22 protein-coding genes are annotated in these 22,418 nt (G+C 66.8%); 19 read left to right on the plus strand and 3 right to left on the minus strand.

Annotated elements, in window-relative coordinates; all coding sequences use genetic code 11:
• Positions 1 to 28 precede the first annotated feature (28 nt).
• Positions 29 to 793: an SDR family oxidoreductase gene (locus FB547_RS26190; protein ID WP_145746576.1), complete on the plus strand. Its 765-nt coding sequence runs from the start codon at positions 29 to 31 to the stop codon at positions 791 to 793.
• 6 nt (positions 794 to 799) lie between these two features.
• Here the strand turns inward: FB547_RS26190 and FB547_RS26195 are convergent, their stop codons facing one another.
• Genes FB547_RS26195 through FB547_RS26205 form a run of 3 tightly spaced genes read right to left on the minus strand, consistent with a single transcriptional unit; the run spans position 800 to position 4,941 of the window.
• Positions 800 to 2,260 (minus strand): NAD(P)H-hydrate dehydratase, encoded by a 1,461-nt coding sequence (locus FB547_RS26195; protein WP_145746577.1) that lies wholly within the window; start codon positions 2,258 to 2,260, stop codon positions 800 to 802.
• Between the two features lie 49 nt (positions 2,261 to 2,309).
• Positions 2,310 to 3,563, minus strand: a complete 1,254-nt coding sequence (locus FB547_RS26200; RefSeq protein WP_145746578.1) for a D-amino acid dehydrogenase — start codon at positions 3,561 to 3,563, stop codon at positions 2,310 to 2,312.
• Between the two features lie 52 nt (positions 3,564 to 3,615).
• A complete protein-coding gene (locus tag FB547_RS26205) occupies positions 3,616 to 4,941 on the minus strand; it encodes an amidase (RefSeq protein ID WP_145746579.1) in 1,326 nt (441 codons plus the stop codon).
• A 222-nt stretch (positions 4,942 to 5,163) separates the two neighbouring features.
• On the opposite strand from FB547_RS26205, the gene rpsB reads away from it, so the two are divergent.
• The 18 genes from rpsB to FB547_RS26295 all read left to right on the plus strand — a co-directional run bounded on the left by rpsB (position 5,164) and on the right by FB547_RS26295 (position 22,418).
• Positions 5,164 to 5,916 (plus strand): 30S ribosomal protein S2, encoded by a 753-nt coding sequence (rpsB, locus tag FB547_RS26210; protein ID WP_145746580.1) that lies wholly within the window; start codon positions 5,164 to 5,166, stop codon positions 5,914 to 5,916.
• 80 nt (positions 5,917 to 5,996) lie between these two features.
• Positions 5,997 to 6,920 (plus strand): translation elongation factor Ts, encoded by a 924-nt coding sequence (gene tsf / locus FB547_RS26215; protein ID WP_124960539.1) that lies wholly within the window; start codon positions 5,997 to 5,999, stop codon positions 6,918 to 6,920.
• Between the two features lie 102 nt (positions 6,921 to 7,022).
• Positions 7,023 to 7,745 (plus strand): UMP kinase, encoded by a 723-nt coding sequence (gene pyrH, locus FB547_RS26220; protein ID WP_018905021.1) that lies wholly within the window; start codon positions 7,023 to 7,025, stop codon positions 7,743 to 7,745.
• 13 nt (positions 7,746 to 7,758) lie between these two features.
• Positions 7,759 to 8,328, plus strand: coding sequence for a ribosome recycling factor (frr, locus tag FB547_RS26225; protein ID WP_012747710.1), 570 nt, complete (start codon positions 7,759 to 7,761; stop codon positions 8,326 to 8,328).
• 8 nt (positions 8,329 to 8,336) lie between these two features.
• Positions 8,337 to 9,080, plus strand: coding sequence for a polyprenyl diphosphate synthase (gene uppS / locus FB547_RS26230; RefSeq protein ID WP_145746581.1), 744 nt, complete (start codon positions 8,337 to 8,339; stop codon positions 9,078 to 9,080).
• Positions 9,081 to 9,116: 36 nt separating this feature from the next.
• A complete protein-coding gene (locus FB547_RS26235) occupies positions 9,117 to 9,962 on the plus strand; it encodes a phosphatidate cytidylyltransferase (protein ID WP_145746582.1) in 846 nt (281 codons plus the stop codon).
• Entirely contained in the window at positions 9,959 to 11,146 is a 1,188-nt protein-coding gene (gene ispC, locus FB547_RS26240; RefSeq protein ID WP_145746583.1) for a 1-deoxy-D-xylulose-5-phosphate reductoisomerase, read from the plus strand. The genes FB547_RS26235 and ispC overlap by 4 nt, the downstream gene beginning before the upstream one ends.
• Positions 11,147 to 11,170: 24 nt before the next feature.
• The gene (gene rseP, locus FB547_RS26245; RefSeq protein ID WP_145746584.1) at positions 11,171 to 12,541 is read left to right on the plus strand and encodes an RIP metalloprotease RseP; all 1,371 of its coding nucleotides are present in this window, start codon (positions 11,171 to 11,173) and stop codon (positions 12,539 to 12,541) included.
• A gap of 38 nt (positions 12,542 to 12,579) precedes the next feature.
• Positions 12,580 to 15,015 carry an outer membrane protein assembly factor BamA gene (gene bamA, locus FB547_RS26250; protein WP_145746585.1) on the plus strand — a complete coding sequence of 812 codons (2,436 nt, stop codon included), beginning with the start codon at positions 12,580 to 12,582 and terminating at the stop codon, positions 15,013 to 15,015.
• Entirely contained in the window at positions 15,016 to 15,558 is a 543-nt protein-coding gene (locus tag FB547_RS26255; RefSeq protein ID WP_025569540.1) for an OmpH family outer membrane protein, read from the plus strand.
• 14 nt (positions 15,559 to 15,572) lie between these two features.
• Positions 15,573 to 16,550: a UDP-3-O-(3-hydroxymyristoyl)glucosamine N-acyltransferase gene (gene lpxD / locus FB547_RS26260; RefSeq protein ID WP_145746586.1), complete on the plus strand. Its 978-nt coding sequence runs from the start codon at positions 15,573 to 15,575 to the stop codon at positions 16,548 to 16,550.
• A 23-nt stretch (positions 16,551 to 16,573) separates the two neighbouring features.
• Entirely contained in the window at positions 16,574 to 17,023 is a 450-nt protein-coding gene (gene fabZ / locus FB547_RS26265) for a 3-hydroxyacyl-ACP dehydratase FabZ (RefSeq protein WP_021007523.1), read from the plus strand.
• A 23-nt stretch (positions 17,024 to 17,046) separates the two neighbouring features.
• The gene (lpxA, locus tag FB547_RS26270) at positions 17,047 to 17,835 is read left to right on the plus strand and encodes an acyl-ACP--UDP-N-acetylglucosamine O-acyltransferase (protein ID WP_145746587.1); all 789 of its coding nucleotides are present in this window, start codon (positions 17,047 to 17,049) and stop codon (positions 17,833 to 17,835) included.
• Between the two features lie 19 nt (positions 17,836 to 17,854).
• A complete protein-coding gene (gene lpxB, locus FB547_RS26275; protein WP_145746588.1) occupies positions 17,855 to 19,003 on the plus strand; it encodes a lipid-A-disaccharide synthase in 1,149 nt (382 codons plus the stop codon).
• On the plus strand, positions 18,975 to 19,697 hold the full coding sequence (rnhB, locus tag FB547_RS26280) for a ribonuclease HII (protein ID WP_145746589.1): 723 nt from the start codon (positions 18,975 to 18,977) through the stop codon (positions 19,695 to 19,697). Before lpxB ends, rnhB begins: the two co-directional genes overlap by 29 nt.
• A gap of 8 nt (positions 19,698 to 19,705) precedes the next feature.
• Positions 19,706 to 20,500, plus strand: coding sequence for a TrmH family RNA methyltransferase (locus tag FB547_RS26285; RefSeq protein ID WP_145746590.1), 795 nt, complete (start codon positions 19,706 to 19,708; stop codon positions 20,498 to 20,500).
• Positions 20,501 to 20,698: 198 nt separating this feature from the next.
• Entirely contained in the window at positions 20,699 to 21,868 is a 1,170-nt protein-coding gene (gene carA, locus FB547_RS26290) for a glutamine-hydrolyzing carbamoyl-phosphate synthase small subunit (RefSeq protein WP_145746591.1), read from the plus strand.
• Complete coding sequence (locus FB547_RS26295) at positions 21,861 to 22,418, plus strand: ORF6N domain-containing protein (RefSeq protein ID WP_145746592.1); 558 nt, start codon at positions 21,861 to 21,863, stop codon at positions 22,416 to 22,418. The genes carA and FB547_RS26295 overlap by 8 nt, the downstream gene beginning before the upstream one ends.

The raw sequence follows: 22,418 nt of genomic DNA on the forward strand, positions 1-22,418 counted from the left end.
TAGACAAACCGAGAAGGAGACACCGAGCATGAGCGTGGAAAACAACAAGGGCCGCATCGCAATCGTCACGGGCGCCGGCACGGGCATAGGCCGCGCCGCGGCGCTGGCATTGCTGGCCGACGGCTGGAGCGTGGCCCTGGCGGGGCGCCGCCTCGAGCCGCTGGAACAGGTCGCCGAAGAGTCCGGCGCCGGTGCGCGCGCCTTCGCGGTGCCCACCGACGTGGCCAATGCGGAATCGGTGCAGGCGCTGTTCGCCGCCGCGGTGGAGCGCTTCGGCCGCGTCGACCTGCTGTTCAACAACGCCGGCGTGGGCAATCCGCCGGGTCCGTTCGAGGACTGGACGCCCGAGCAGTGGCGCGGCGTGGTCGACATCAACCTGAGCGGCATGTTCTTCTGCATCCAGCAGGCGTTCCGCACGATGAAGGCGCAGACGCCGCGCGGCGGCCGCATCATCAACAACGGCTCCATCTCCGCCACCGCGCCGCGGCCCAATTCCGCGGCGTACACCGCGACCAAGCACGCGGTCGAGGGCCTCACCAAGACCGCTTCGCTCGACGGGCGCAAGTACGACATCGCGGTCGGCCAGATCGACGTGGGCAACGCCATGACGGAACTGGCTGCGCGCATGGCCAAGGGCGTGCCGCAGGCCAACGGCGAACTCGCGATCGAGCCGCTGATGGACGTGAAGATCGTGGGCCAGTCGGTGCTCTACATGGCGAACCTGCCGCTGGAGGCCAACGTGCTGTTCCATACGGTCATGGCGACGAAGATGCCCTTCGTCGGTCGCGGCTAGAACTCGTCAGCAGGGCGCCTGGCGCGCCAGCGCGCCGGCCGTCAGCGGGGGCGCGCCGGCCGGCCAGGTGTCGGCGATGCGGCCGTGGTGCCAGACGGCTTCGCAGGCCGCCTCGAATGGTGGCCGCCGCGCCGCCAGTGCGGCGCCGATCATTCCCGCGAGCACGTCGCCGGTGCCGGCGGTTGCCAGCTTCGCGTTGCCAGTCGGATTGAGCACCGGCGGCGTGCCGCCGCCCTCGGCAATCACTGTTCCCGATCCCTTGAGCACGGCGACCACGCCGTAGCGCGACGCGAGCTGGCGGGCGGCTGCGAGCCTGTCGGCCTGGATGTCGGCGGCCGTGCAGTTCAGCAGGCGTGCGGCTTCGAGCGGATGCGGGGTGATCACCGTCGGCCTGCCGCGCCGGGCGCGCGATGCCAGCTGGGCCTGCAGCGCGCCATCGACCGCGATGGCATTCAGTGCATCGGCGTCGAGCACCAGCGCGGCCGCCGTCGCCAGCACGCGCGGCAGCACCGCGCGGATGTCCGCGCCGCCGCCGCATCCGCAGACCGCTGTCATGCCCGAGAGATCGAGCGACTTGGCGTCTCGCAGCATCAGTTCGGGCTGCGCCAGGTCGACCGGGGCCGCGCTCGCGTCGAGCAGTCCGACGAACACGCGGCCCGCACCCGCATGCAGCGCGGCGGAGCCGGCCAGCAGCGCGGCGCCCGCCATGCCGGATGCACCGCCGATCACCGCGACATCGCCATAGCTGCCCTTGTGCGAGGCGTGGCTGCGCGGGGTATCCGCCGGTGCGCCCGCCAGGCGCGCGACCGGCGCCTCGCCGGCGCTGCTGCAGCCCAGGTCGTCGAACCAGACCGTGCCCGCGGCATCGCGGCCCTGCGCTGTGACCAGGCCGGGCTTGAGGGTCAGGAAGCTCAGGCAGAAGCGGCGCGAAGCGTCAGCTGCACGGGGCTCGGCGTTTGAAGCGCCGGTGTCGGCATTCAGCCCGGAGGGCACATCGACGCTGAGCACCGGCGCGGCCATCTCATGCATCCGCCGCAGCCAATCGGCCATGAGCTTTTCGGGAGGCCGGCTCGATCCGATGCCGAGCAGCGCGTCGATCGCCAGATCGCAGCTCACAGGCGGCTCCGGCGCGAAGATCACCCCGGTATCGCGGGCCCGTTGCAGCGACGCCCTGGCATCCGGCGGCAGCCGGTCTTCATCGCCCGCGAAGGTCGCGATGGGCAGGAAGCCGCGGTGCTGCAGCTGCGCAGCAGCTTCGAATCCGTCGCCGCCGTTGTTGCCCGGCCCGCAGGCGACCCAGATCGTCCGCGCATGCGGCGCCAGTGCCATCGCGAGCCGCGCTACGGCCAGGCCCGCGCGCTGCATCAGCGTGTGAGGGGGCAGGGCGGCCGCCGCTTTCTGTTCGATGCGACGCGTTGCCGCAATGTCGAACAGGTCACAGGCGGTGGCGGGCGTGATGCGTTGCATGGGCCGATTCTGCCCGCCTGAAGCCGCGCCTGCGCAGCTGCGGCCCAGCCTACTGGGCGAGCCGCTCGATGCCCAGGCCTTCGAGGTCGACGCCAGCGTCGCGGCCGCCGATCAGGTCGGCCACCACGCGTGCGCTGCCGCACGACAGCGCCCATCCGCTCGAACCGTGGCCCAGATTGAGCCAGACGCCCGGTACGCCGCTGGTACCGAGCACCGGCGGGCCATCGGGCAGCATCGGGCGCGCGCCCTTCCATTGCTGCACGCCCGACTGCAGCGTTGCGGCGCCCGGAAACCAGTCGTGCAGCACCTTGTAGAGCGTTTGCACGGCCGAGGCATTCATCGAACTCAGGGAGCCGCCGATCTCGGCGCCGCCGGCCACGCGCACGCGCTGGCCCAGGCGCGAGATCGCAACCTTGTAGCGCTCGTCCATCACGGCGCTGCGCGGCGCGTTGAGCGATTCGCGGATCGGCGCGCTGATCGAATGGCCGTACACCGGCGCCAGCGGAATCCGCAACCCGAGCGGCCGCAGCAGCGTGGCCGAGGCAAGACCGGCGCACACCACCACCGCATCGAAGCGCAGCGGCGGCGAGCCACTGGCGAGCGAGACGGAGGTGGGGGCCGCGCGGCTCAGCGGCGCAATGTCGCAGTTGAAATGGAACTGGGCGCCGAGCGCCTCGGCTTCCCACTTGAGAAGCAGTGCGAACTGGCGGCAGTTGGCCACTTCGTCCTCGGGCAGGTGGATCGCACCCGCAAGCGCCGTTTCGGTGCTGAGCGCGGGCTCGATGCGGCGGGCCTCGTCGGCGTCCACCTCCCTGAAGACGCTGCCGGCCGCGCGCAGCACCTCGAGGCCTGGCTGGACCAGTTTTTTCTCGCGCTTGGAGCGCAGCAGCACGAGGTAGCCGTCGCTGCGTTCGTAGCTCAGTTCGCGCGCTTCGGTCACTTCGTGCAGCCGGGTGCGGCTGTAGAACGCCAGGCGCTGCATGCGGGCGCGGTTGGCCAGGTAGGTTTCGAGCTTGCAGGCCTTCTGCCAGCGCGACATCCAGCCGAGGTCGCGTGGGCTCAGCGGCCAGCGCAGCTTGATGGCGCCGTGCGGCGACAGCAGTGAGCGCAGCACCTTGGCGCGCATGCCCGGCGCGGCCCAGGGCGTGACGTAGCCCGGCGCGACCACTCCCGCATTCGCAAAACTGGATTCCTCGGCGGCGGCGCCACGGCGCTCGAACACGGAAACTTCATGGCCATCCGAAACCAGTTCCCAGGCGGTTGTGACGCCGATGATGCCGGCGCCCACGATCGCGATTTTCATTGAATTTTTGAGTAAGAAGAGATGGCCAGCGCCCGTCGATCGGTGCGCGAGGCTATTGTTTTTGCAGCGCTTTTTCTGCTTGCAGCGCGACCGCCAGGACGGCGTCGTCGTGCAGCGAGGCATGCCACAGCATCAGGCCCACCGGCAACTCGCCGGCGGCGTGGCAGGGCAGCGAGATGGCGCAGCCGTCGAGCATGTTGACGATCGACGGGTTGCGCAGCAGCAGCGCATTGATGCGGAAGAATTCGTCATCGCGCTCGGCGCCCGGGGCGACGCCCGCAATGGCGGGCGCGGTGATCGGCACGGTGGGCGAGAGCACCGCGTCGAAAGGGGTCAGCGCCGCCTCGACGCGGATGATCCAGTCGCGCCGGGCGTGCACGAGATCGATGTATTCGTGCGCCTTCATGGAGGCGCCCCGCAGGATGCGCTGGGCCACGCGAGGGTCGTAGCCGGCACCGCTGCGCTCGAGCAGCAGCCGGTGCCAGGCATAGGATTCAGCCGCCGAAAAACCGCCGGTGGCGTTGATCGCCTGCAGTTCCGCGAGTTCCGGCAGCTCGATCTCCTCGATCCGGGCACCACCATCGCGCAGTGTTCGCAACGCATCTTCGAAGGCTCGGGCCACAGCGGGCTCGATGCCGTCGAAGAAAACGTTCTTCACGACGGCAAGCCGGTATGCTCCCAGCGAGGCCGCACCGGCGGTCACACGGCGCGCCGCAAGGATCTCGTGCACGGCGACGGCGTCGCGCACCGAGCGCGTCATCGCGCAGACGGTGTCGAGCGTGGTCGACAGCGGCAGGGCGCCCTGGGTCGGCACCAGCCGGGCGGTGCTCTTGAAGCCCACGATGCCGTTCAGCGCCGCGGGAATGCGGATCGAGCCGCCCGTGTCGGAGCCCAGGCCGATGAAGGCCGCCCCGCTGGCGACCGAGACGGCGGCGCCGGAGGACGAGCCGCCCGGGATGCGCGGCGTGGCCGCATCGCTCGCGTTGGCCGGCGTGCCGTGATGCGGGTTGACTCCCACGCCGGAAAAGGCGAATTCCGTCATGTTGGTGCGGCCCGTCAGCACGCCACCCGCGGCGCACAGCCGTGCCACCGCGACGGCATCGGCCTTGGCGGCCGGCGCATGCGAAAGCACCACGGAGCCCGCCGGAGTCGGCTGCCCCTCGACGTCGAACAGGTCCTTGGCGGTGAAGGCAAGGCCGGCGAGCCGGCTCTGCGGCGCCGAGCCGGCGGCCTGCCGGCGGGCTTCGTCGAACAGCGTGCGGGTGAATACGTGGCTGCAGGCCGGGGACTGGGCAATGCCGATGGCGCGCTCCAATTCGGTGCATGCATCGGTGCCACCTGCCAGAAGGTTCAGACGGGTGGCGTGGAGGTCGTTCATGGGTGGGCTGGGAGGGCGCGGACGGCTCGGTTCCGGGGTGGACAAGGAGAAGGGGCGAAAGAGGGCCGTGCTATACTCTTTGGGTTTCGCTGAACATGTGACGGCTTTCGTCGCACCCAGCCAAACACATTCGCAAACCGGCCCATTCAAGGTGTTGTGACTCCATTCGAAGGAGGCACAAAACGGGCTGGATTTTAGACCCAACCTTTGGAGTAATTTTCAATGTCTACCACCATGCGCGAAATGCTGGAAGCCGGTGTCCACTTCGGTCACCAAACCCGCTTCTGGAACCCCAAGATGGCCCCGTACATCTTCGGCCATCGCAACAAGATTCACATCATCAACCTGGAAAAGTCGCTCCCGATGTTCCAGGACGCGATGAAGTACGCCAAGCAGCTCACCGCCAACCGCGGCACGATCCTGATGGTCGGCACCAAGCGCCAGGCCCGTGAAATCGTGGCTGCCGAAGCCCGCCGCGCCGGCGTGCCTTTCGTCGACACCCGCTGGCTCGGCGGCATGCTGACCAACTTCAAGACGGTCAAGACCTCGATCAAGCGCCTGAAGGACATGAAGGCCCAGCAGGAAGCCGGCCTCGAAAGCCTGAGCAAGAAAGAGCAGCTCACCTTCACCCGTGAAATCGAGAAGCTCGAGAAGGACATCGGCGGCATCCAGGACATGACCGCGCTGCCTGACGCCATCTTCGTGATCGATGTGGGCTTCCACAAGATCGCCGTGGCCGAGGCCAAGAAGCTGGGCATTCCGCTGATCGGCGTGGTCGACTCCAACCACTCGCCCGAAGGCATCGACTACGTGATCCCGGGCAACGACGACTCGTCGAAGGCCGTCACGCTCTACGCCCGCGGCATCGCCGACGCGATCATCGAAGGCCGCAACAGCGCCACCGGCGACGTGGTCAAAGCCATTGCCGAAGGCAGCGATGAATTCGTCGAAGTCGAAGAGGGCGCCTCGGCCTGATCGAGTGCTCTCACGCGCCTGAAGAAGGGGCTTGGTGCCCCTTTTTTTTAATCTGATTTTTTGGACACGGAGATAGAACAATGGCTGCAATCACCGCAAGCATGGTCGGCGAACTGCGCGCAAAGACCGACGCGCCGATGATGGAATGCAAGAAGGCCCTGACCGAGGCCGACGGCAACATGGAAAAGGCCGAAGAGCTGCTGCGCATCAAGCTCGGCAACAAGGCCGGCAAGGCCTCGGGTCGCATCACCGCCGAAGGCGTGGTCACGGCGTTTGTCGACGGCGCTGCCGGCGGCATGATCGAGATCAACTGCGAAACCGACTTCGTCACCAAGAACGACAGCTTCCTGGCCATGGCCAACGCTGCCGCGATGCTGGTCGCCAAGCACAACCCCGCGGACATCGCCGCGCTCGGCGCGCTGCCCTATGAGCAGGACGGTTTCGGCCCCACGCTCGAGGACGTGCGCAAGGGCCTGATCGGCAAGATCGGCGAGAACATGAGTTTCCGCCGCTTCAAGCACTTTGCCGGCAACGGCAAGCTGGCTTCGTACCTGCACGGCACGCGCATCGGCGTGATGGTCGAATTCGAAGGCGACGACACCTCGGCCAAGGACGTGGCAATGCACATCGCCGCCATGAAGCCGGTTGCCATCTCGGCCGCCGACGTGCCTGCCGACCTGATCGAAAAAGAGCGCGCCGTGGCCGCCGGCAAGGCCGAGGAAGACCGCAAGACCGCAGAAGCCGAAGGCAAGAAGCCGCAGCCGGCCGACATCGTTGCCAAGCGCATCGAAGGCGGCGTGCAGAAGTACCTCAAGGAAGTCTCGCTGCACAACCAGCCGTTCGTGAAGAACGACAAGCAGACCGTGGAGCAGATGCTCAAGGCCGCCAACACCAGCATCAAGGGCTTCACCCTGTATGTGGTCGGCGAAGGCATCGAAAAGAAGGTCGATGACTTTGCCGCCGAAGTTGCAGCCCAGGTGGCTGCTGCCAAGGCCGCCGCGTAAAAACTGTTACGCCCCAAGGCAGCGGTGCACGCGTGTGTGCCGCCGCTTTTTCACCGCCTCGTTCTACACTCGCCCCCGCCAACCCAAGTAAGGAAATTGCCCATGTCTGATCCCCGCCCAGCCCACAAGCGAATCTTGTTGAAGCTGTCGGGTGAGGCGTTAATGGGAGATGATGCCTTTGGTATTAATCGTGCGACCATCGTTCGCATGGTCGAAGAGGTGGCGGAAGTGGTGAACATGGGCGTGGAAGTCGCAGTCGTGATCGGCGGCGGCAACATCTTCCGCGGCGTCGCGGGAGGCTCGGTCGGCATGGACCGCGCGACGGCCGACTACATGGGCATGCTGGCCACCGTCATGAATTCGCTGGCCCTGGCCGACGCCATGAACAAGCAGGGGCTGGTGGCGCGCGTCATGTCCGCCATCGCCATCGAGCAGGTGGTCGAGCCCTACGTGCGGCCCAAGGCGCTGCAGTACCTCGAAGAGGGCAAGGTGGTCGTGTTTGCCGCGGGCACCGGCAATCCGTTCTTCACCACCGACACGGCCGCTGCGCTGCGCGGTGCCGAGATCGGTGCCGAACTGGTGCTCAAGGCCACCAAGGTCGACGGCGTCTATTCCGCCGATCCGAAGACCCATCCCGATGCAACGCGCTATTCGTCGCTCACTTTCGACGAGGCAATCGCGCAGAATCTCGGCATCATGGACGCCACGGCCTTTGCGCTGTGCCGCGACCAGAAGCTGCCGATCAAGGTGTTCTCGATCTTCAAGAACGGTGCGCTCAAGCGCGTCGTCATGGGCGAGGACGAAGGCACGCTGGTGCATGCCTGAGGAGTAATTTGAGATGACGACCCCGACCATTGCAGAAATCCGCAGTGCGACCGATGCCAAGATGAATCAGTCGCTTGCCGCGTTCCAGAACAACCTCACCAAGATCCGTACCGGCCGCGCGAACTCCGCGCTGCTCGACTCGATCCACGTCGAGTACTACGGCTCGCAGGTTCCGCTGAGCCAGGTGGCCAACGTGTCGGTGCTCGACTCGCGCACGATCAGCGTCCAGCCCTGGGAAAAGGGCATGGGCGCCAAGATCGAGAAAGCCATCCGCGAAAGCGACCTGGGGCTGAATCCGGCCTCGATGGGCGACCTGATCCGCGTGCCGCTTCCCGCGATGAGCGAGGAGCGCCGCAAGGAAATGACCAAGCTGGTCCGCAACGAAGGCGAAAGCGCCAAGATCGCCACGCGCAACCTGCGCCGCGATGCGAACGAGTCGGTCAAGAAGCTGGTCAAGGAAAAGCTCGCCTCCGAGGACGACCAGAAGCGCGCCGAAGCCGAGATCCAGAAGGTCACGGACCGCCACATCGCGGAAATCGACCGCCTGGTCGCGGCCAAGGAAGCGGAGATCATGGCCGTTTGAGGCTGCGCATGGCCTCTTCTTCGCCGCAGATCCCCCGCCACATTGCCATCGTCATGGATGGCAACGGACGCTGGGCCACGCGGCGGTTCCTGCCTCGCGTGGCAGGACACAAGCAGGGCGTCGAGTCGCTCAGGCGCTGCGTCAAGGCGTGTGTCGATCGCGGCGTGGGCATTCTCACGGTCTTCGCGTTTTCGTCGGAGAACTGGAACCGTCCGCCCGAGGAAGTTTCGGGGCTCATGGAAATCATGGTGGGGGCACTCGCGCGCGAAGTGCCCAAGCTGAGCCGCGACGGCGTGCAGTTGCATTTCGTCGGCGAACGGACCGGGCTTTCCAAGAAAATGGTGCAGGGCCTGGTCGACGCCGAAACCGCCACCGCGCAGAACACCAAGCTGATCCTGAACGTCTGCTTCAACTACGGCGGCCGGTGGGACATTGCCCGCGCCGCGGCCAAGCTGGCCGAGCAGGGCGAAGCGCTCACGGAAGCGAATCTCGACCGCGCCATGGCCCTGGCGCACGTGCCCGATCCCGACCTTCTCATCCGCACCGGCGGCGAGCAGCGCCTGTCGAACTTCCTGCTGTGGCAAAGCGCCTACGCGGAGCTTTTCTTCAGCGACAAGCTCTGGCCCGAGTTCGACCAGGCCGAACTGGATGCGGGAATCGCCGCATTTCAGGCGCGCGAGCGCCGCTTCGGCAAGACCTCGGCGCAAGTCACGGCCGGCAGCGGCTCCGCACCCGATCGCCAGTTGGCCTGAGGGCCTCACGGCCTGTCCCTCCAGCCGCCCAGCCGCATGCTCAAACAACGCATCCTCACGGCCATCGTCCTGTTGGCGATCCTGCTGCCGGCGCTCTTCTACCCGTCGCACGTCCCCTTCGCCTGCGTGATGCTGGTGCTGATCGGTGCCGGGGCATGGGAATGGGGCCGTCTCAACGGCTATGGCCAGCGGCTGTCGGTCTTCCTCGGCGCAGAAACCGTGGCGCTGTGTGCGCTCTCCTGGTGGCTCGGGCTGCTCGATCGGTCGCTGCTGCCCATGTGGCTGGTGGCCAGCGCAGCCTGGGTGCTCGGCGGGGCTGCGTTGCTGCGGGTGGCGGTGCCGGGCTGGCCGCGCATTCCCCGCGGGCTGCGGCTGGTCGGCGGGCTGCTGGCGCTCTGGGTGGCGTGGCTCGCGGCCGTGCAGGCGCGCATGGTCGGCATCAACTTTTTGCTGTCGATCCTCGTGCTGGTCTGGGTGGCCGACGTCTTCGCGTATTTCGCGGGCCGCGCCTTCGGCCTCAAGTTCACGCGCAACAAGCTCGCGCCCGCCATCAGCCCCGGCAAGAGCTGGGAAGGCGTGTGGGGCGGCATGGCGGGCGTCGTGGTGCTGGCCTTTGCGTGGATGTGGGCCGACAGGGCTGCCGGCGCCGCGGTGGCCAGCCTCTACACCCGGCTGTACGAGCGCGGCTGGTGGCTGCTGCTGGTCGGCGTGCTGTTTCTCGCCGCGATGAGCGTCGTGGGCGACCTGGTCGAGTCGCTGATCAAGCGCAGTGCCGGCGCCAAGGACAGCAGCAGCCTGTTGCCGGGCCACGGTGGTGTGCTCGACCGCGTGGATGCCCTCTTGCCGGCGCTTCCCATTGCAATGATGCTGGCTTTCCTGTGAACACACCCAAACAACGCATCACGGTGCTGGGCTCGACCGGTTCGGTCGGCATCAGCACGCTCGATGTCATTTCGCGGCACCCGGAGCGTTTCGAGGTCTTCGCGCTTTCCGCATCGACCAAGGTCGACGAGCTGCTCGCGCAGTGCGCGCGTTTTTCGCCGCGCTATGCGGTCATGGCGAGCGCGCCGCATGCGGCGCTGCTGACCGAAAAGATAGAGCAGAACAATCTCAAGACCACCGTCCTGAGCGGCGTCGATGCTATTGAAAAAATAGCATCGCACGAAGAGGTCGACGCCGTGATGGCGGCCATCGTGGGGGCGGCCGGCCTCGGGCCCTGCCTGGCGGCTGCGCGCGCCGGCAAGCGGCTGCTGCTGGCCAACAAGGAGGCGCTGGTGGTCGGCGGCGAGCTCTTCATGCGCACCGTGCGCGAGGGCGGTGCCACGCTGCTGCCGATCGACAGCGAGCACTCGGCCATCTTCCAGTCGCTGCCTGAAGATCCGTCGACCTGGCCGCGGCGCATCGACAAGATCATTCTCACGGCGTCGGGCGGCCCGTTCCGCACGCGCGCGCCCGATACGCTGGGCACGGTCACGCCCGAACAGGCTTGCGCGCATCCGAACTGGGTCATGGGCCGCAAGATCTCGGTCGATTCCGCCACCATGATGAACAAGGCGCTCGAGGTGATCGAGGCGCGCCATCTGTTCGGCGTGCTGCCCGAGCAGATCGAGGTGGTCATCCATCCGCAGAGCGTGGTCCATTCGATGGTCCAGTTCACGGATGCATCGGTCATTGCCCAACTGGGGACGCCCGACATGCGCGTGCCCATTGCCGTCGGACTGGCCTGGCCCGAGCGCATCGAGAGCGGCGCGGCGCGCCTTGATTTCCGCCAGATGGCATCGCTGAGCTTCGATGCCCCCGACGCGGCGCTGTTTCCCGGGCTGGGCCTGGCCTGGCATGCGCTGCGCGCGGCGCCGGGGACCACGGCGGTGCTCAATGCGGCCAACGAAGTCGCGGTCGAGGCCTTTCTTGATCGGCGCCTGCGCTTCGACCGCATTCATGCGGTCAACATGGAAACTTTGGAAGCCGTCAGCCCCTCCAAGCCCGCATCGCTGGCCGACCTGCTGGCGCTCGACGCCAGCGCCAGGGCGGCGGCCAATGCCGCGGCGCTGCGCTTCGCGGCCTGACACTCCCGTCAACAGAGGATCCGGATGCTCACCGTCATCGCTTTCGTGGTTGCACTCGGCCTCCTGATCGCCGTGCATGAATACGGCCACTACCGCGTTGCCGTCGCCTGCGGCGTCAAGGTGCTGCGGTTTTCGGTGGGCTTCGGCAAGACACTCTACCGCTGGCAGCCCAAGCGCCAGCATCCGGGGCAGGAAACGGAGTTCGTCATCGGCGCGTTTCCGTTCGGCGGTTACGTCAAGATGCTCGATGAGCGCGAGGGGCCGGTGGCGCCCGAGGAGCGCCACCGCGCCTTCAACACGCAGCCGCTGCGCTCCCGCGCGGCCATCGTCGCTGCCGGGCCCATTGCGAATCTGCTGCTTGCCGTGGTGCTCTACACGGCCGTCAACTGGATCGGAGTCGAGGAGCCTGTTGCCAAGCTGGCGCGTCCGGTGGCGGCATCGCTGGCGGAAGCGGCGGGATTACGCGGCGGCGAGCACATCACGCGTGCCGGTTTCGAAGGCGACCTGGAACCCGTGCAGTCGTTCGAGGACCTGCGCTGGCGCATGACACGCGGCGCGCTCGACGGCCGCGACCTGACGCTCGAAGTGGCGGGCGAGGGCGGCCGGCCCGGCCGGCAGGTCGTGCTGCCGCTGAGCCTCATGGAGGCCAGGGACGCCGACCCGCAGATGTTCCGCAAGATCGGCGTGCTCGCACCGCTGACGCGTCCCGAGATCGGCCAGGTGATGGCCGGCAGCGCGGCAGAACGCGCGGGCCTTCGCAGCGGCGACGTGGTCCGCAGCGTCGGCAATGTGCCCATCGTCGATGGGCAGCAGTTGCGCGAGGTGATCCGCACCTCGATCGATGGCGACCAGCCGCGTCCGCAGACCTGGCAGGTGCAGCGCGGCAGCCAGTCGATCGAACTCGAAGTCAGGCCCGAACTGCGCGAGGAGGGCGCGGCGAAGGTCGGCCGCATCGGCGCCTATGTCGGTGCGCCGCCCGAAATGGTGACGGTGCGCCAGGGCCCGATCGATGGCGTCTGGCGCGGTATCGTGCGCACCTGGGAGGTGTCGGCGCTGACCGTCCGCATGATGGGCAAGATGGTGATCGGCGAAGCCTCGCTCAAGAATCTGAGCGGGCCGCTCACGATCGCCGACTACGCCGGCAAGTCCGCGAGCCTCGGGTTGACCCAGTACCTGGTATTCCTTGCACTGATCAGCGTGAGCCTTGGCGTGCTCAATCTCATGCCGCTGCCGGTCCTCGATGGAGGACACCTGATGTATTATCTTTGGGAGGGCCTGACCGGCAAGAGCGTCTCTGACGCCTGGATGGAACGGCTTCAGCGCGGCGGTGTCGCCTTGCTGCTGGTCATGATGTCGGTTGCACTCTTCAACGACGTCACGCGGCTCTTTGGTTAACTTTCTGCCGGCCCTTTCCGCGCCGGCCCAATTCACAGATGAACACAAACTTCAGTCGCTTTCGCCTGCGTAGCGTTGCCGCGGTGGTGGCCAGCGCGTTGGCGGCCACGGCAGCCTGGGCCGTCGAGCCCTTCACGGTGCGTGACATTCGCGTCGAGGGCCTGCAACGCGTCGAGCCCGGCACGATCTTCGCATCGCTTCCGCTGCGTGTGGGCGATACCTACAGCGACGAGCGCGGATCGGCTGCCATCCGTGCGCTGTTCGACCTGGGGTTGTTCAAGGACGTGCGCATCGACGTCAACGGCAACGTGCTGGTGGTGATCGTCGAAGAGCGTCCCACCATTGCCGACGTCGATTTCGTCGGCACCAAGGAATTCGACAAGGCCGCGCTCCAGAAGGCGCTGCGCGAAGTGGGCCTGGCCGATGGCCGCCCGTACGACAAGGCCCTGGCCGACCGCGCCGAGCAGGAACTCAAGCGCCAGTACGTGAGCCGCAGCCTCTACAACGCGCAGGTCGTGACCACGGTCACGCCCATCGAGCGCAATCGCGTCAATCTCACGTTCACCGTCACCGAGGGCGATTCCGCGCGCATTCGCGAAGTGCGTGTGGTCGGCAACAAGGCATTCAGCGAATCGACGCTGCTGAGCCTGTTCGACCAGGACAGCGGCGGCTTCATGAGCTGGTACACCAAGTCCAACCAATACTCGCGTTCGAAGCTCAACGCCGACCTGGAAACGCTGCGCTCGTACTACATCACGCGCGGCTACCTCGAGTTCCGCATCGATTCGACCCAGGTCGCCATCTCGCCGGACCGCAAGGACCTGTCGGTGACCGTCAACATCACCGAAGGCGAGAAGTTCGTTGTGGCCGGCGTCAAGCTCGACGGCAACTATCTCGGCCGCGACGAGGAGTTCAAGTCCCTCGTGACCATCAAGCCCGGTGAGCCCTACAACGGCGAGCAGGTCACCGAAACCACCAAGGCCTTCACCGACTATTTCGGCACCTTCGGCTACGCGTTCGCACGCGTGCAGGCCCGCCCGGAAATCGACCGCGTCAACAACCGCGTGACCCTGACCCTGCAGGCCGAACCCTCGCGCCGCGTTTACGTGCGCCGCGTGGCGGTGGGCGGCAATGCCAAGACGCGCGATGAAGTGATCCGGCGCGAGTTCCGGCAGTTCGAGGCCTCTTGGTACGACGGCGACAAGATCAAGCTCTCGCGCGACCGCGTGGACCGTCTGGGCTTCTTCACCGAAGTGAACGTCGAAACCCAGGAAATCCCGGGTTCGCCCGACCAGGTCGACCTGGTCGTCAACGTGGCCGAGAAGCCCACCGGCAGCCTGCAGCTCGGCGCCGGCTATTCGAGCGCGGAAAAGGTGGCTCTCACCTTCGGCATCTCGCAAGAGAACGTCTTCGGTTCGGGCAACTTCCTGGGCGTGCAGGTCAACACCAGCAAGTACAACCGCACGCTGTCGCTGACCACCACCGATCCGTATTTCACCAAGGACGGCATCTCGCGCACGATCAGCGTCTATCACACCACCACGCGCCCGTACTCGACCAACATCGACGGCGACTACAAGCTCGTGAACCAAGGCGCTTCGATCCGCTTCGGCGTGCCGTTCAGCGAAGTCGACACGGTCTTCTTCGGTGTCGGGCTCGAGCGCTACGCCTTCGATCCGAACTCGACGACGTCGTTCTCCGGGCTCTTCACGCCGGCGTCCTACCTGCGCTATTTCCAATGCCAGAGGGATGCGAGCGGTTTGTTCGTGACCGAGTGCGATCGGAAGAGCGTCTGGGGCGTCCCGCTGACCGTCGGCTGGGGCCGCGACAGCCGCGACAGCGCGCTGGTTCCGACCACCGGGCGCCTGCAGCGTGCCAACCTGGAGCTGGGCGTCGCCGGCGAAATGAAGTATTTCAAGACGAACTACCAGTACCAGGAGTTCTTCGCAATCAACAAGCAGTACACGTTTGCGATCAACGCCGACCTGGGCTATGCCAAGTCTCTTGGCGGCAAGGACTACCCGATCTTCAAGAACTTCTATGCCGGCGGCCTGGGTTCCATCCGCGGCTTCGAGCAGAACTCGCTCGGGCCGCGCGACGTGCCGCTGCCCTGGCAGACGGAAGGCGCAGCGCTCGGCGGCACCAAGAAGGCCGTGTTCAATGCCGAACTCAGTACGCCATTCCCGGGCGCCGGCAACGACCGCACGCTGCGCCTCTATGGCTTCTTCGATGTCGGCAACGTGTTCGGCTCGCGCGCCCCCGGCATCACGGACGCGCAGTACGAGGCCCAGAAAAAGCTGCGTGCCTCGGTGGGCCTCGGGGTCAGCTGGATCTCGCCGCTGGGCCCGCTGCGTCTGGCCTACGCCTTCCCCATCAAGTCCCAAAAGGAAGTGCTGGATCCGAATACCGGCGTCATCCTGATCCCGAAGGATAGAATCCAGCGCTTGCAATTCCAGATCGGAACGTCTTTCTAAATGAAGCATTTGATTCGCGCCGCCGCTGGCGCGTTGTTGATTCCCGTTTTCGCGCTCGCTGCGGCGACTGCTGCCCAGGCGCAGGAAACCTTTCGCATCGGCTTCGTGAATCCGGATCGCGTGCTGCGCGAGGCGCAGCCGGCCAAGGCTGCGCAAGCCAAGCTCGAGGCTGAATTCCTCAAGCGCGAAAAGGATCTCACGACGCAGGGCGAAGCACTGAAGACGGCCTCCGAACGGTTCGAGCGCGAAGCCCCCACCCTGTCCGAAAGCCAGCGCACTGCGCGCCAGCGCGCGCTGGTCGACCAGGACCGTGATTTCCAGCGCCGCCGCCGCGAGTTCCAGGAAGATCTCAACGCGCGCAAGAACGAAGAGCTCCAGCAGGTCTACGAACGCGCCAACCGCGTCGTGAAGCAGGTGGCCGAGGCTGAAAAGTACGATGCCATCCTGCAGGAAGCGATCTACATCAATCCCAAGCACGACATCACTGACAAGGTGATCAAGGCCCTGAACGCCTCGACCGCTGCTCCTTCGGCCGGCAAATAACGCCGCGAATCGGCGTGGGACTGCAGCTCGGAGCCATTGTCAGCGCCCTTGGGGGCGAGCTTCACGGGGACCCGGCGCTGTCCATCGAGCGGCTTGCGCCGCTGCAGAATGCACAGCCCGATGCGCTCAGCTTCCTGAGCCATCCCAAGTACCAGCAGGAACTGGCGGCCTCCAGGGCGGCCTGCGTGATCGTCGCGCCGGCCATGCGCGAGGCCGCGGCCGCGCGCGGGGCGTTCATCGTCGCGGCCGACCCCTACCTCTATTTCGCGCGCCTCACGCAGCTGTGGAAGGCGCATCACGCGCGGCCCGAGGCCGACCGCATCCATCCCTCCGCGGTGATCCATCCCGAGGCCCTGGTGGACGCCACGGCGCGCATCGGCGCCTTGTGCGTGGTGGAGCGGGGCGCGCGCGTCGGCGCCGGCACGGTCCTCAAGTCGCGCGTGACGATCAGCGAAGACTGCGTGGTCGGCGAGCGCTGCCTGCTGCATCCGGGTGTGGTGATCGGCGCCGACGGCTTCGGCCTGGCGCCGCACGAGGGCGCCTGGGTCAAGATCGAGCAGCTGGGCGCGGTGCGCATCGGCAACGACGTCGAGATCGGCGCTAACACCTGCATCGACCGCGGCGCGCTCGACGACACCGTCATCGAGGACGGCGTCAAGCTCGACAACCTGATCCAGATCGGCCACAACGTGCGTGTCGGCAAGCACACCGCCATGGCCGGCTGCGTCGGCGTGGCGGGCAGCGCCACCATCGGTGCGCACTGCACCTTTGGCGGCGGTGCGATCGTGCTCGGCCATCTCACGGTGGCCGACGGGGTTCACGTGTCCGCGGCCACCGTGGTGACCCGCTCGATCCGCAAGCCCGGCCAGTACACCGGCATGTTCCCCATCGACGACAATGCGAACTGGGAAAAGAACGCGGCAACGCTCAAGCAGTTGCACAGCCTGCGCGAACGACTCAAGGCGCTCGAAAAGGCCCCTCAGAAAAAGTGAAGACGATGCAGGAACAGAAAATCATGACGACGACGCTCGATATCCATCAAATCCTCAAGCTGCTGCCCCACCGCTACCCGTTCCTGCTGGTGGATCGCGTGCTGGACATGGAAAAGGGCAAGCGCATCACGGCGCTCAAGAACGTGACGATGAACGAGCCGTTCTTCAACGGCCACTTCCCCCACCGTCCGGTGATGCCGGGCGTACTCATGCTCGAAGCCATGGCGCAGGCGGCCGCGCTGCTGTCGTTCCATTCGCTCGACATCGTGCCTGACGACAACACGGTCTACTACTTCGCGGCCATCGACGGCGCGCGCTTCAAGCGCCCCGTGGAGCCAGGCGACCAGCTCACGCTCGAAGTCGAGATCGAGCGCATGAAGGCCGGCATCTCCAAGTTCAAGGGCCGCGCGCTGGTGGGCAGCGAACTGGCCTGCGAGGCCACGCTGATGTGCGCGATGCGCCAGATCAACTGATCTCGCGGCGGTTACGACAAGGCATGACGCAGGTTCATCCCACAGCGCTCGTCGACCCGAAGGCACAGCTGGACGCCTCCGTTTCGGTCGGGCCCTACACCGTGATCGGTCCGCACGTGCGGGTTGGCGCCGGCACGACCATCGGTGCGCATTGCGTGATCGAGGGGCGCACCACCATCGGCCGGGACAACCGGATCTTTCAGTTCTCCTCGCTCGGCGCCATTCCGCAGGACAAGAAATACGCGGGCGAGCCCACCGAACTGGTCATCGGCGACCGCAACGTCATCCGCGAGTTCTGCACCTTCAACCTCGGCGTGCCGGGCGCGGGCGGCATCACGCGGGTGGGCTGCGACAACTGGATCATGGCGTACACGCACATCGCGCACGACTGCCGTGTCGACGACCACACCACGCTGGCCAACAACACCACGCTGGCCGGTCACGTGCACCTGGCCGACTGGGTCACGATCGGCGGCCTGACGGGCATCCACCAGTTCGTCTCGGTCGGTGCCCATGCCATGGTCGGCTTCGCCAGCGCCGTGTCGCAGGACGTGCCCCCCTTCATGCTGGTCGACGGCAATCCGCTGGCGGTGCGCGGCTTCAACGTCGTGGGCCTGCGCCGCCGCGATTTTTCGGCCTCCCGCCTGGCGGCGGTCAAGCAGATGCACCGCCTGCTGTACCGGCAGGGCAAGACGCTCGAAGAAGCGCGCGCCGGCATCGCTGCCCTGGCCACCGAAACGCCGGAAGCGGCCGCAGACGTGGCGCTGATGGAGCAGTTCCTGGCCACATCGACACGCGGCATTGCGCGTTGAAGTAAGCGAGACGGCCGCCATGGGCAAGGACGAACAGCGACGCTTCGCGCTGGTCGCGGGAGAAGCTTCCGGCGACCTGCTCGCCGGCCTTCTTCTCGACGGCCTGCAGGCGCGTTGGCCGTCGCTCCAGACCATGGGCATCGGCGGGCCCCGCATGCTTGCGCACGGGCTGCAGAGCTGGTGGCCGCAGGAAAAGCTCGCGGTGCGCGGCTACATCGAGGTGCTGCGCCACTACGCCGAGATCGCCGGCATCCGCCGGCAGCTCAAGGCGCGGCTGCTGCGCGAATGGCCCGAGCTCTTCATCGGCGTCGACGCCCCCGATTTCAACCTCGACCTCGAAGCCGGACTGCGCAGCCGCGGCATGAAGACCGTGCATTTCGTCTGCCCGTCGATCTGGGCCTGGCGTGCCGACCGCATCGACAAGATCCGGGCCGCGGCTGACCACGTGCTGTGCATCTTTCCGTTCGAGCCGGCGCTGCTGGCCGAGCAGGGCGTGCAGGGCAGCTACGTCGGCCATCCGCTGGCCAACGTGATTCCGATGGTGCCAGACCGCGCCGGGGCGCGCGCGGCCCTCGGCCTCGCGCCGGATGCGCAGGTCGTGGCCCTGCTGCCCGGCAGCCGCCGCTCGGAAGTGCGCTACCTTGCCGCCCGTTTTTTTGCCGCCGCGGCGCAGATGCTGCAGGCGCGGCCCGCGCTCCGGTTCGTCGCCCCCATCCTGCCGGGGCTGCGTGTCGAGGTCGAGGCGCTGCTGCAGGCCAGCGGTGCGGCGGGGCGGGTACAACTGCTCGACGGCCAGTCGCATGCCGCGCTGGCCGCCTGCGACGCCACCCTGATCGCCAGCGGCACCGCCACGCTCGAGGCGGCGCTGTTCAAGCGGCCGATGGTCATCGCATACAACATGAATGCGCTTTCATGGCGTCTGATGCAGCGCAAGCAGCTCCAGCCCTGGGTCGGCCTGCCCAACATCCTGTCGCGCGAATTCGTGGTGCCCGAGCTGCTGCAGGAGGCCGCCACGCCGCAGGCGCTGGCCGAGGCCACGCTGGCCTGGCTCGACGCGCCCGAGAAAACGCGGGCGCTGCAACAAAAATTTTCAGAGCTGCACGTGCAACTGCAGCGCGATACGCCCACACTTTGCGCCGATGCGATCCAGAAAGTTCTTGAAGGCTGAGCAGGCGGCCCTCGTGTGGGACGCGCCGGGCCTCGTAGCGGGCGTCGATGAAGCGGGCCGCGGGCCGCTGGCCGGCCCGGTCGTGGCGGCAGCCGTCATCCTAGACGACCAGCGGCCGATCCGCGGCCTGGCCGATTCCAAGACGCTCACGGCCCTGCAGCGCGAACGCCTGAACGACCAGATCCTTGCCAAGGCGCTGTGCTGCTCGGTGGCGCAGGCCACGGTCGAGGAAATCGACACCCACAACATCCTGCAGGCCACCATGCTCGCCATGCGCCGTGCGGTCGAGGGCCTGCGCCTGAAGCCCGCCAAGGTGCTGGTCGACGGCAACCGCCTGCCCACGCTCGACGTGCTGGCCGAGGCCATCGTCAAGGGCGATGCGCGGATCAAGGCGATCTCCGCCGCCTCGATCCTGGCCAAGGTCCACCGCGACCGGCTGTGCGAGCAGCTGCACCTGGAGTTTCCGTACTACGGCTTTGCCGGCCACAAGGGCTACGGCACGCCGGAGCACCTGGAGGCGCTGCAGCGCCATGGCGCGTGCATTCATCACCGCAGGTCGTTCAGCCCGGTGGCCGCGGCACTGGCGCGCACTGCGGAGGGTGCGGCTGCGCTCGTGCTCGAGGCCTCGATGCCGGTTCCGGCCGAAATCCCGACCGCCGAGACCGTGCACCTCGACCTGCGCGCCGCGCCCTGAGCCGAAGCATGACCAGCCCCACCGGCGCGAACCACATCAGTTCGCGCGACAACCCGCTGCTCAAGGACCTGCGCAAACTGGCCCAGGACCCCGGCGCCTATCGCCGGCTCGGCCGGATCTGGCTCGAAGGCGACCATCTCTGCCGAGCGGCGCTCGCACGCGGCATCCGGCCTGCGGTCGCCGTCTTCTCGGAGTCCTTCTGGCCGTCGGTACCTGCCGAATGGGTGAATTCTGCTATCAAAACGGTAGTAGTCAACGACGATCTACTGCGGGCTGCCAGCGGCCTGGAGTCGCCGGCGCCGATGGGCTTCGTGCTCGATCTGCCGGCGCGGCCGCCCTTGCTTCCCGATGCGCCCAGCGTGGTGCTTGACCGCCTGCAGGACGCCGGCAACGCCGGCTCCATCCTGCGCAGCGCGGCCGCTTTCGGGTTCAAGCAGGTGATCGCGCTCAAAGGCACGGCGGCCTTGTGGGCGCCGAAGGTGCTGCGTGCCGGCATGGGCGCGCATTTCGGGTTGCGGCTGATCGAAGGCGTGGAGGCCGATGCCCTCGACGAACTGAAGGTGCCGCTGGTGGCCACCAGTTCCCACCGGGGCGACTGGCTGCACCAGGCGAGGCTGCCGCATCCTTGCGCATGGCTGCTGGGCCATGAAGGGCAGGGCGTTTCACCGGCGCTGGAAGCCCGCGCCAGCCATCACATCCGGATCGCGCAGCCGGGCGGCGAGGAGTCGCTGAACGTGGCGGCCGCCGCTGCGATCTGCCTGCATGCGAGCGGCGCAGCGGCGCTTGCCCAGGCAGCTTCCTGATCTCCGAATGCCGCATAGGCATGGGTCGCGAATGTTTTCCGGCCCTGCGGCCCGAGAGGGCGACGCCGCCGGGCTACAATCGGGGGCTTACTCGCAATAGCGTCGCCCGGCCGCCTTTAACGCCAAAATCCCCTTAAGCAGCAGTCCGCAGGCAACGCGCCTGGGGCTCCGGGCGACCGTAACCATCCGGAGAACCCAGTGCTTTTGTCTCTCAAGGGAAGTTTCCCGCCCGCCATCCTGGCGCTCGCAGACGGCACGGTCTTTCAAGGCAATTCGATCGGGGCCGCCGGCTCCACGACCGGCGAGGTGGTGTTCAACACCGCCATGACCGGTTACCAGGAAATCCTCACCGACCCGAGCTACTGCCAGCAGATCGTGACCCTCACGTATCCGCACATCGGCAACTACGGCGTCAACGGTGAAGACATCGAAGCCGACAAGATCCATGCCGCGGGCCTGATCATCAAGGACCTGCCCCTCGTCGCCTCCAACTTCCGCAAGACCGCCACGCTGAGCGAATACCTCGTGGCCGGCAAGACGGTGGCCATCGCGAACATCGACACCCGCAAGCTCACGCGCCACCTGCGCACCCATGGCGCGCAGAATGGCTGCATCCTGGGCCTGGCCGCGGGCGAGGCTGTGACGCAGGCGCTGGTCGACAAGGCCATCGCCGCCGCCAAGGCCGCGCCCAGCATGGCCGGCCTTGACCTCGCCAAGGTGGTGTCGGTCCAGCAGACCTACGAATGGACCGAGACCGAGTGGAAGCTGGGCGCGGGCTACGGCGTGCAGATCACGCCGAAGTTCCACGTGGTGGCCTTCGACTACGGCGTCAAGAAGAACATCCTGCGCATGATCGCCCAGCGCGGCGCCCGCATCACCGTGGTGCCGGCGCAGACGCCCGCGGCCGACGTGCTCAAGCTCAAGCCCGACGGCATCTTCCTGGCCAACGGCCCGGGCGACCCGGAGCCCTGCGACTACGCCATCAGCGCGGTCAAGGAGCTCATCGAGACCGGCATTCCCACCTTTGGCATCTGCCTGGGCCACCAGATCATGGCGCTGGCTTCGGGTGCCAAGACCTTCAAGATGAAGTTCGGCCACCACGGCGCGAACCATCCGGTGAAGGACCTGGACGACGGCCGCGTGAGCATCACCAGCCAGAACCACGGCTTCGCGGTCGACGAGAAGTCGCTGCCCGCCAACCTGCGCCCCACCCACATCAGCCTGTTCGACAACACGCTGCAGGGCCTTGCGCGTACCGACAAGCCGGCGTTCTGTTTCCAGGGCCACCCGGAAGCCTCGCCCGGCCCGCACGACATCGGCTACCTGTTCGACCGCTTCACCGCGCTCATGGAGCAGGCACGTGGCTGATGCACCCGCGGTGCTCGACGTCTCGGTGCTCGCCGCGTTGCGCGATGCCGAGGGCAAGATCTATGTGCTGCGCGGCCTGAAGGTCATGCTGGCGCAGGACCTTGCCGCGCTCTACGGCGTCGAGACCCGGGTGCTGCTGCAGGCCATGCGCCGCAACCTCGATCGTTTTCCCGCGGACTTCGCCTTCACCCTCGAGAACCACGACCTCGAGGCTTTGAGATCACAGCTTGTGATCTCAAAACCCGAGAAGTCGGGCTCGGGCGGCGCGCGCTACCGCAGCGTGGCCTTCACCGAGCAGGGTGTGGCCATGTTGTCGAGCGTGCTGCGCAGCGAACGCGCCGTGGCCGTCAACATCGAGATCATGCGAACCTTCGTCAAGCTGCGCAGCATGCTGTCGGAGCATGCCGATCTCAAGCGCAAGCTGAATGCGCTGGAACAGCGATACGACCAGAACTTTCGCGATGTATTCAACGCGATCCATCAATTGATGGATGAGCCGAAGCCGGGCGCCTACAGCGGCCGCGGCATCGGTTTCACCAAGGACAAATAA

This window comes from Variovorax beijingensis (genome assembly GCF_007828835.1).
Taxonomy (GTDB): Bacteria; Pseudomonadota; Gammaproteobacteria; order Burkholderiales; family Burkholderiaceae_C; genus Variovorax; species Variovorax beijingensis_A.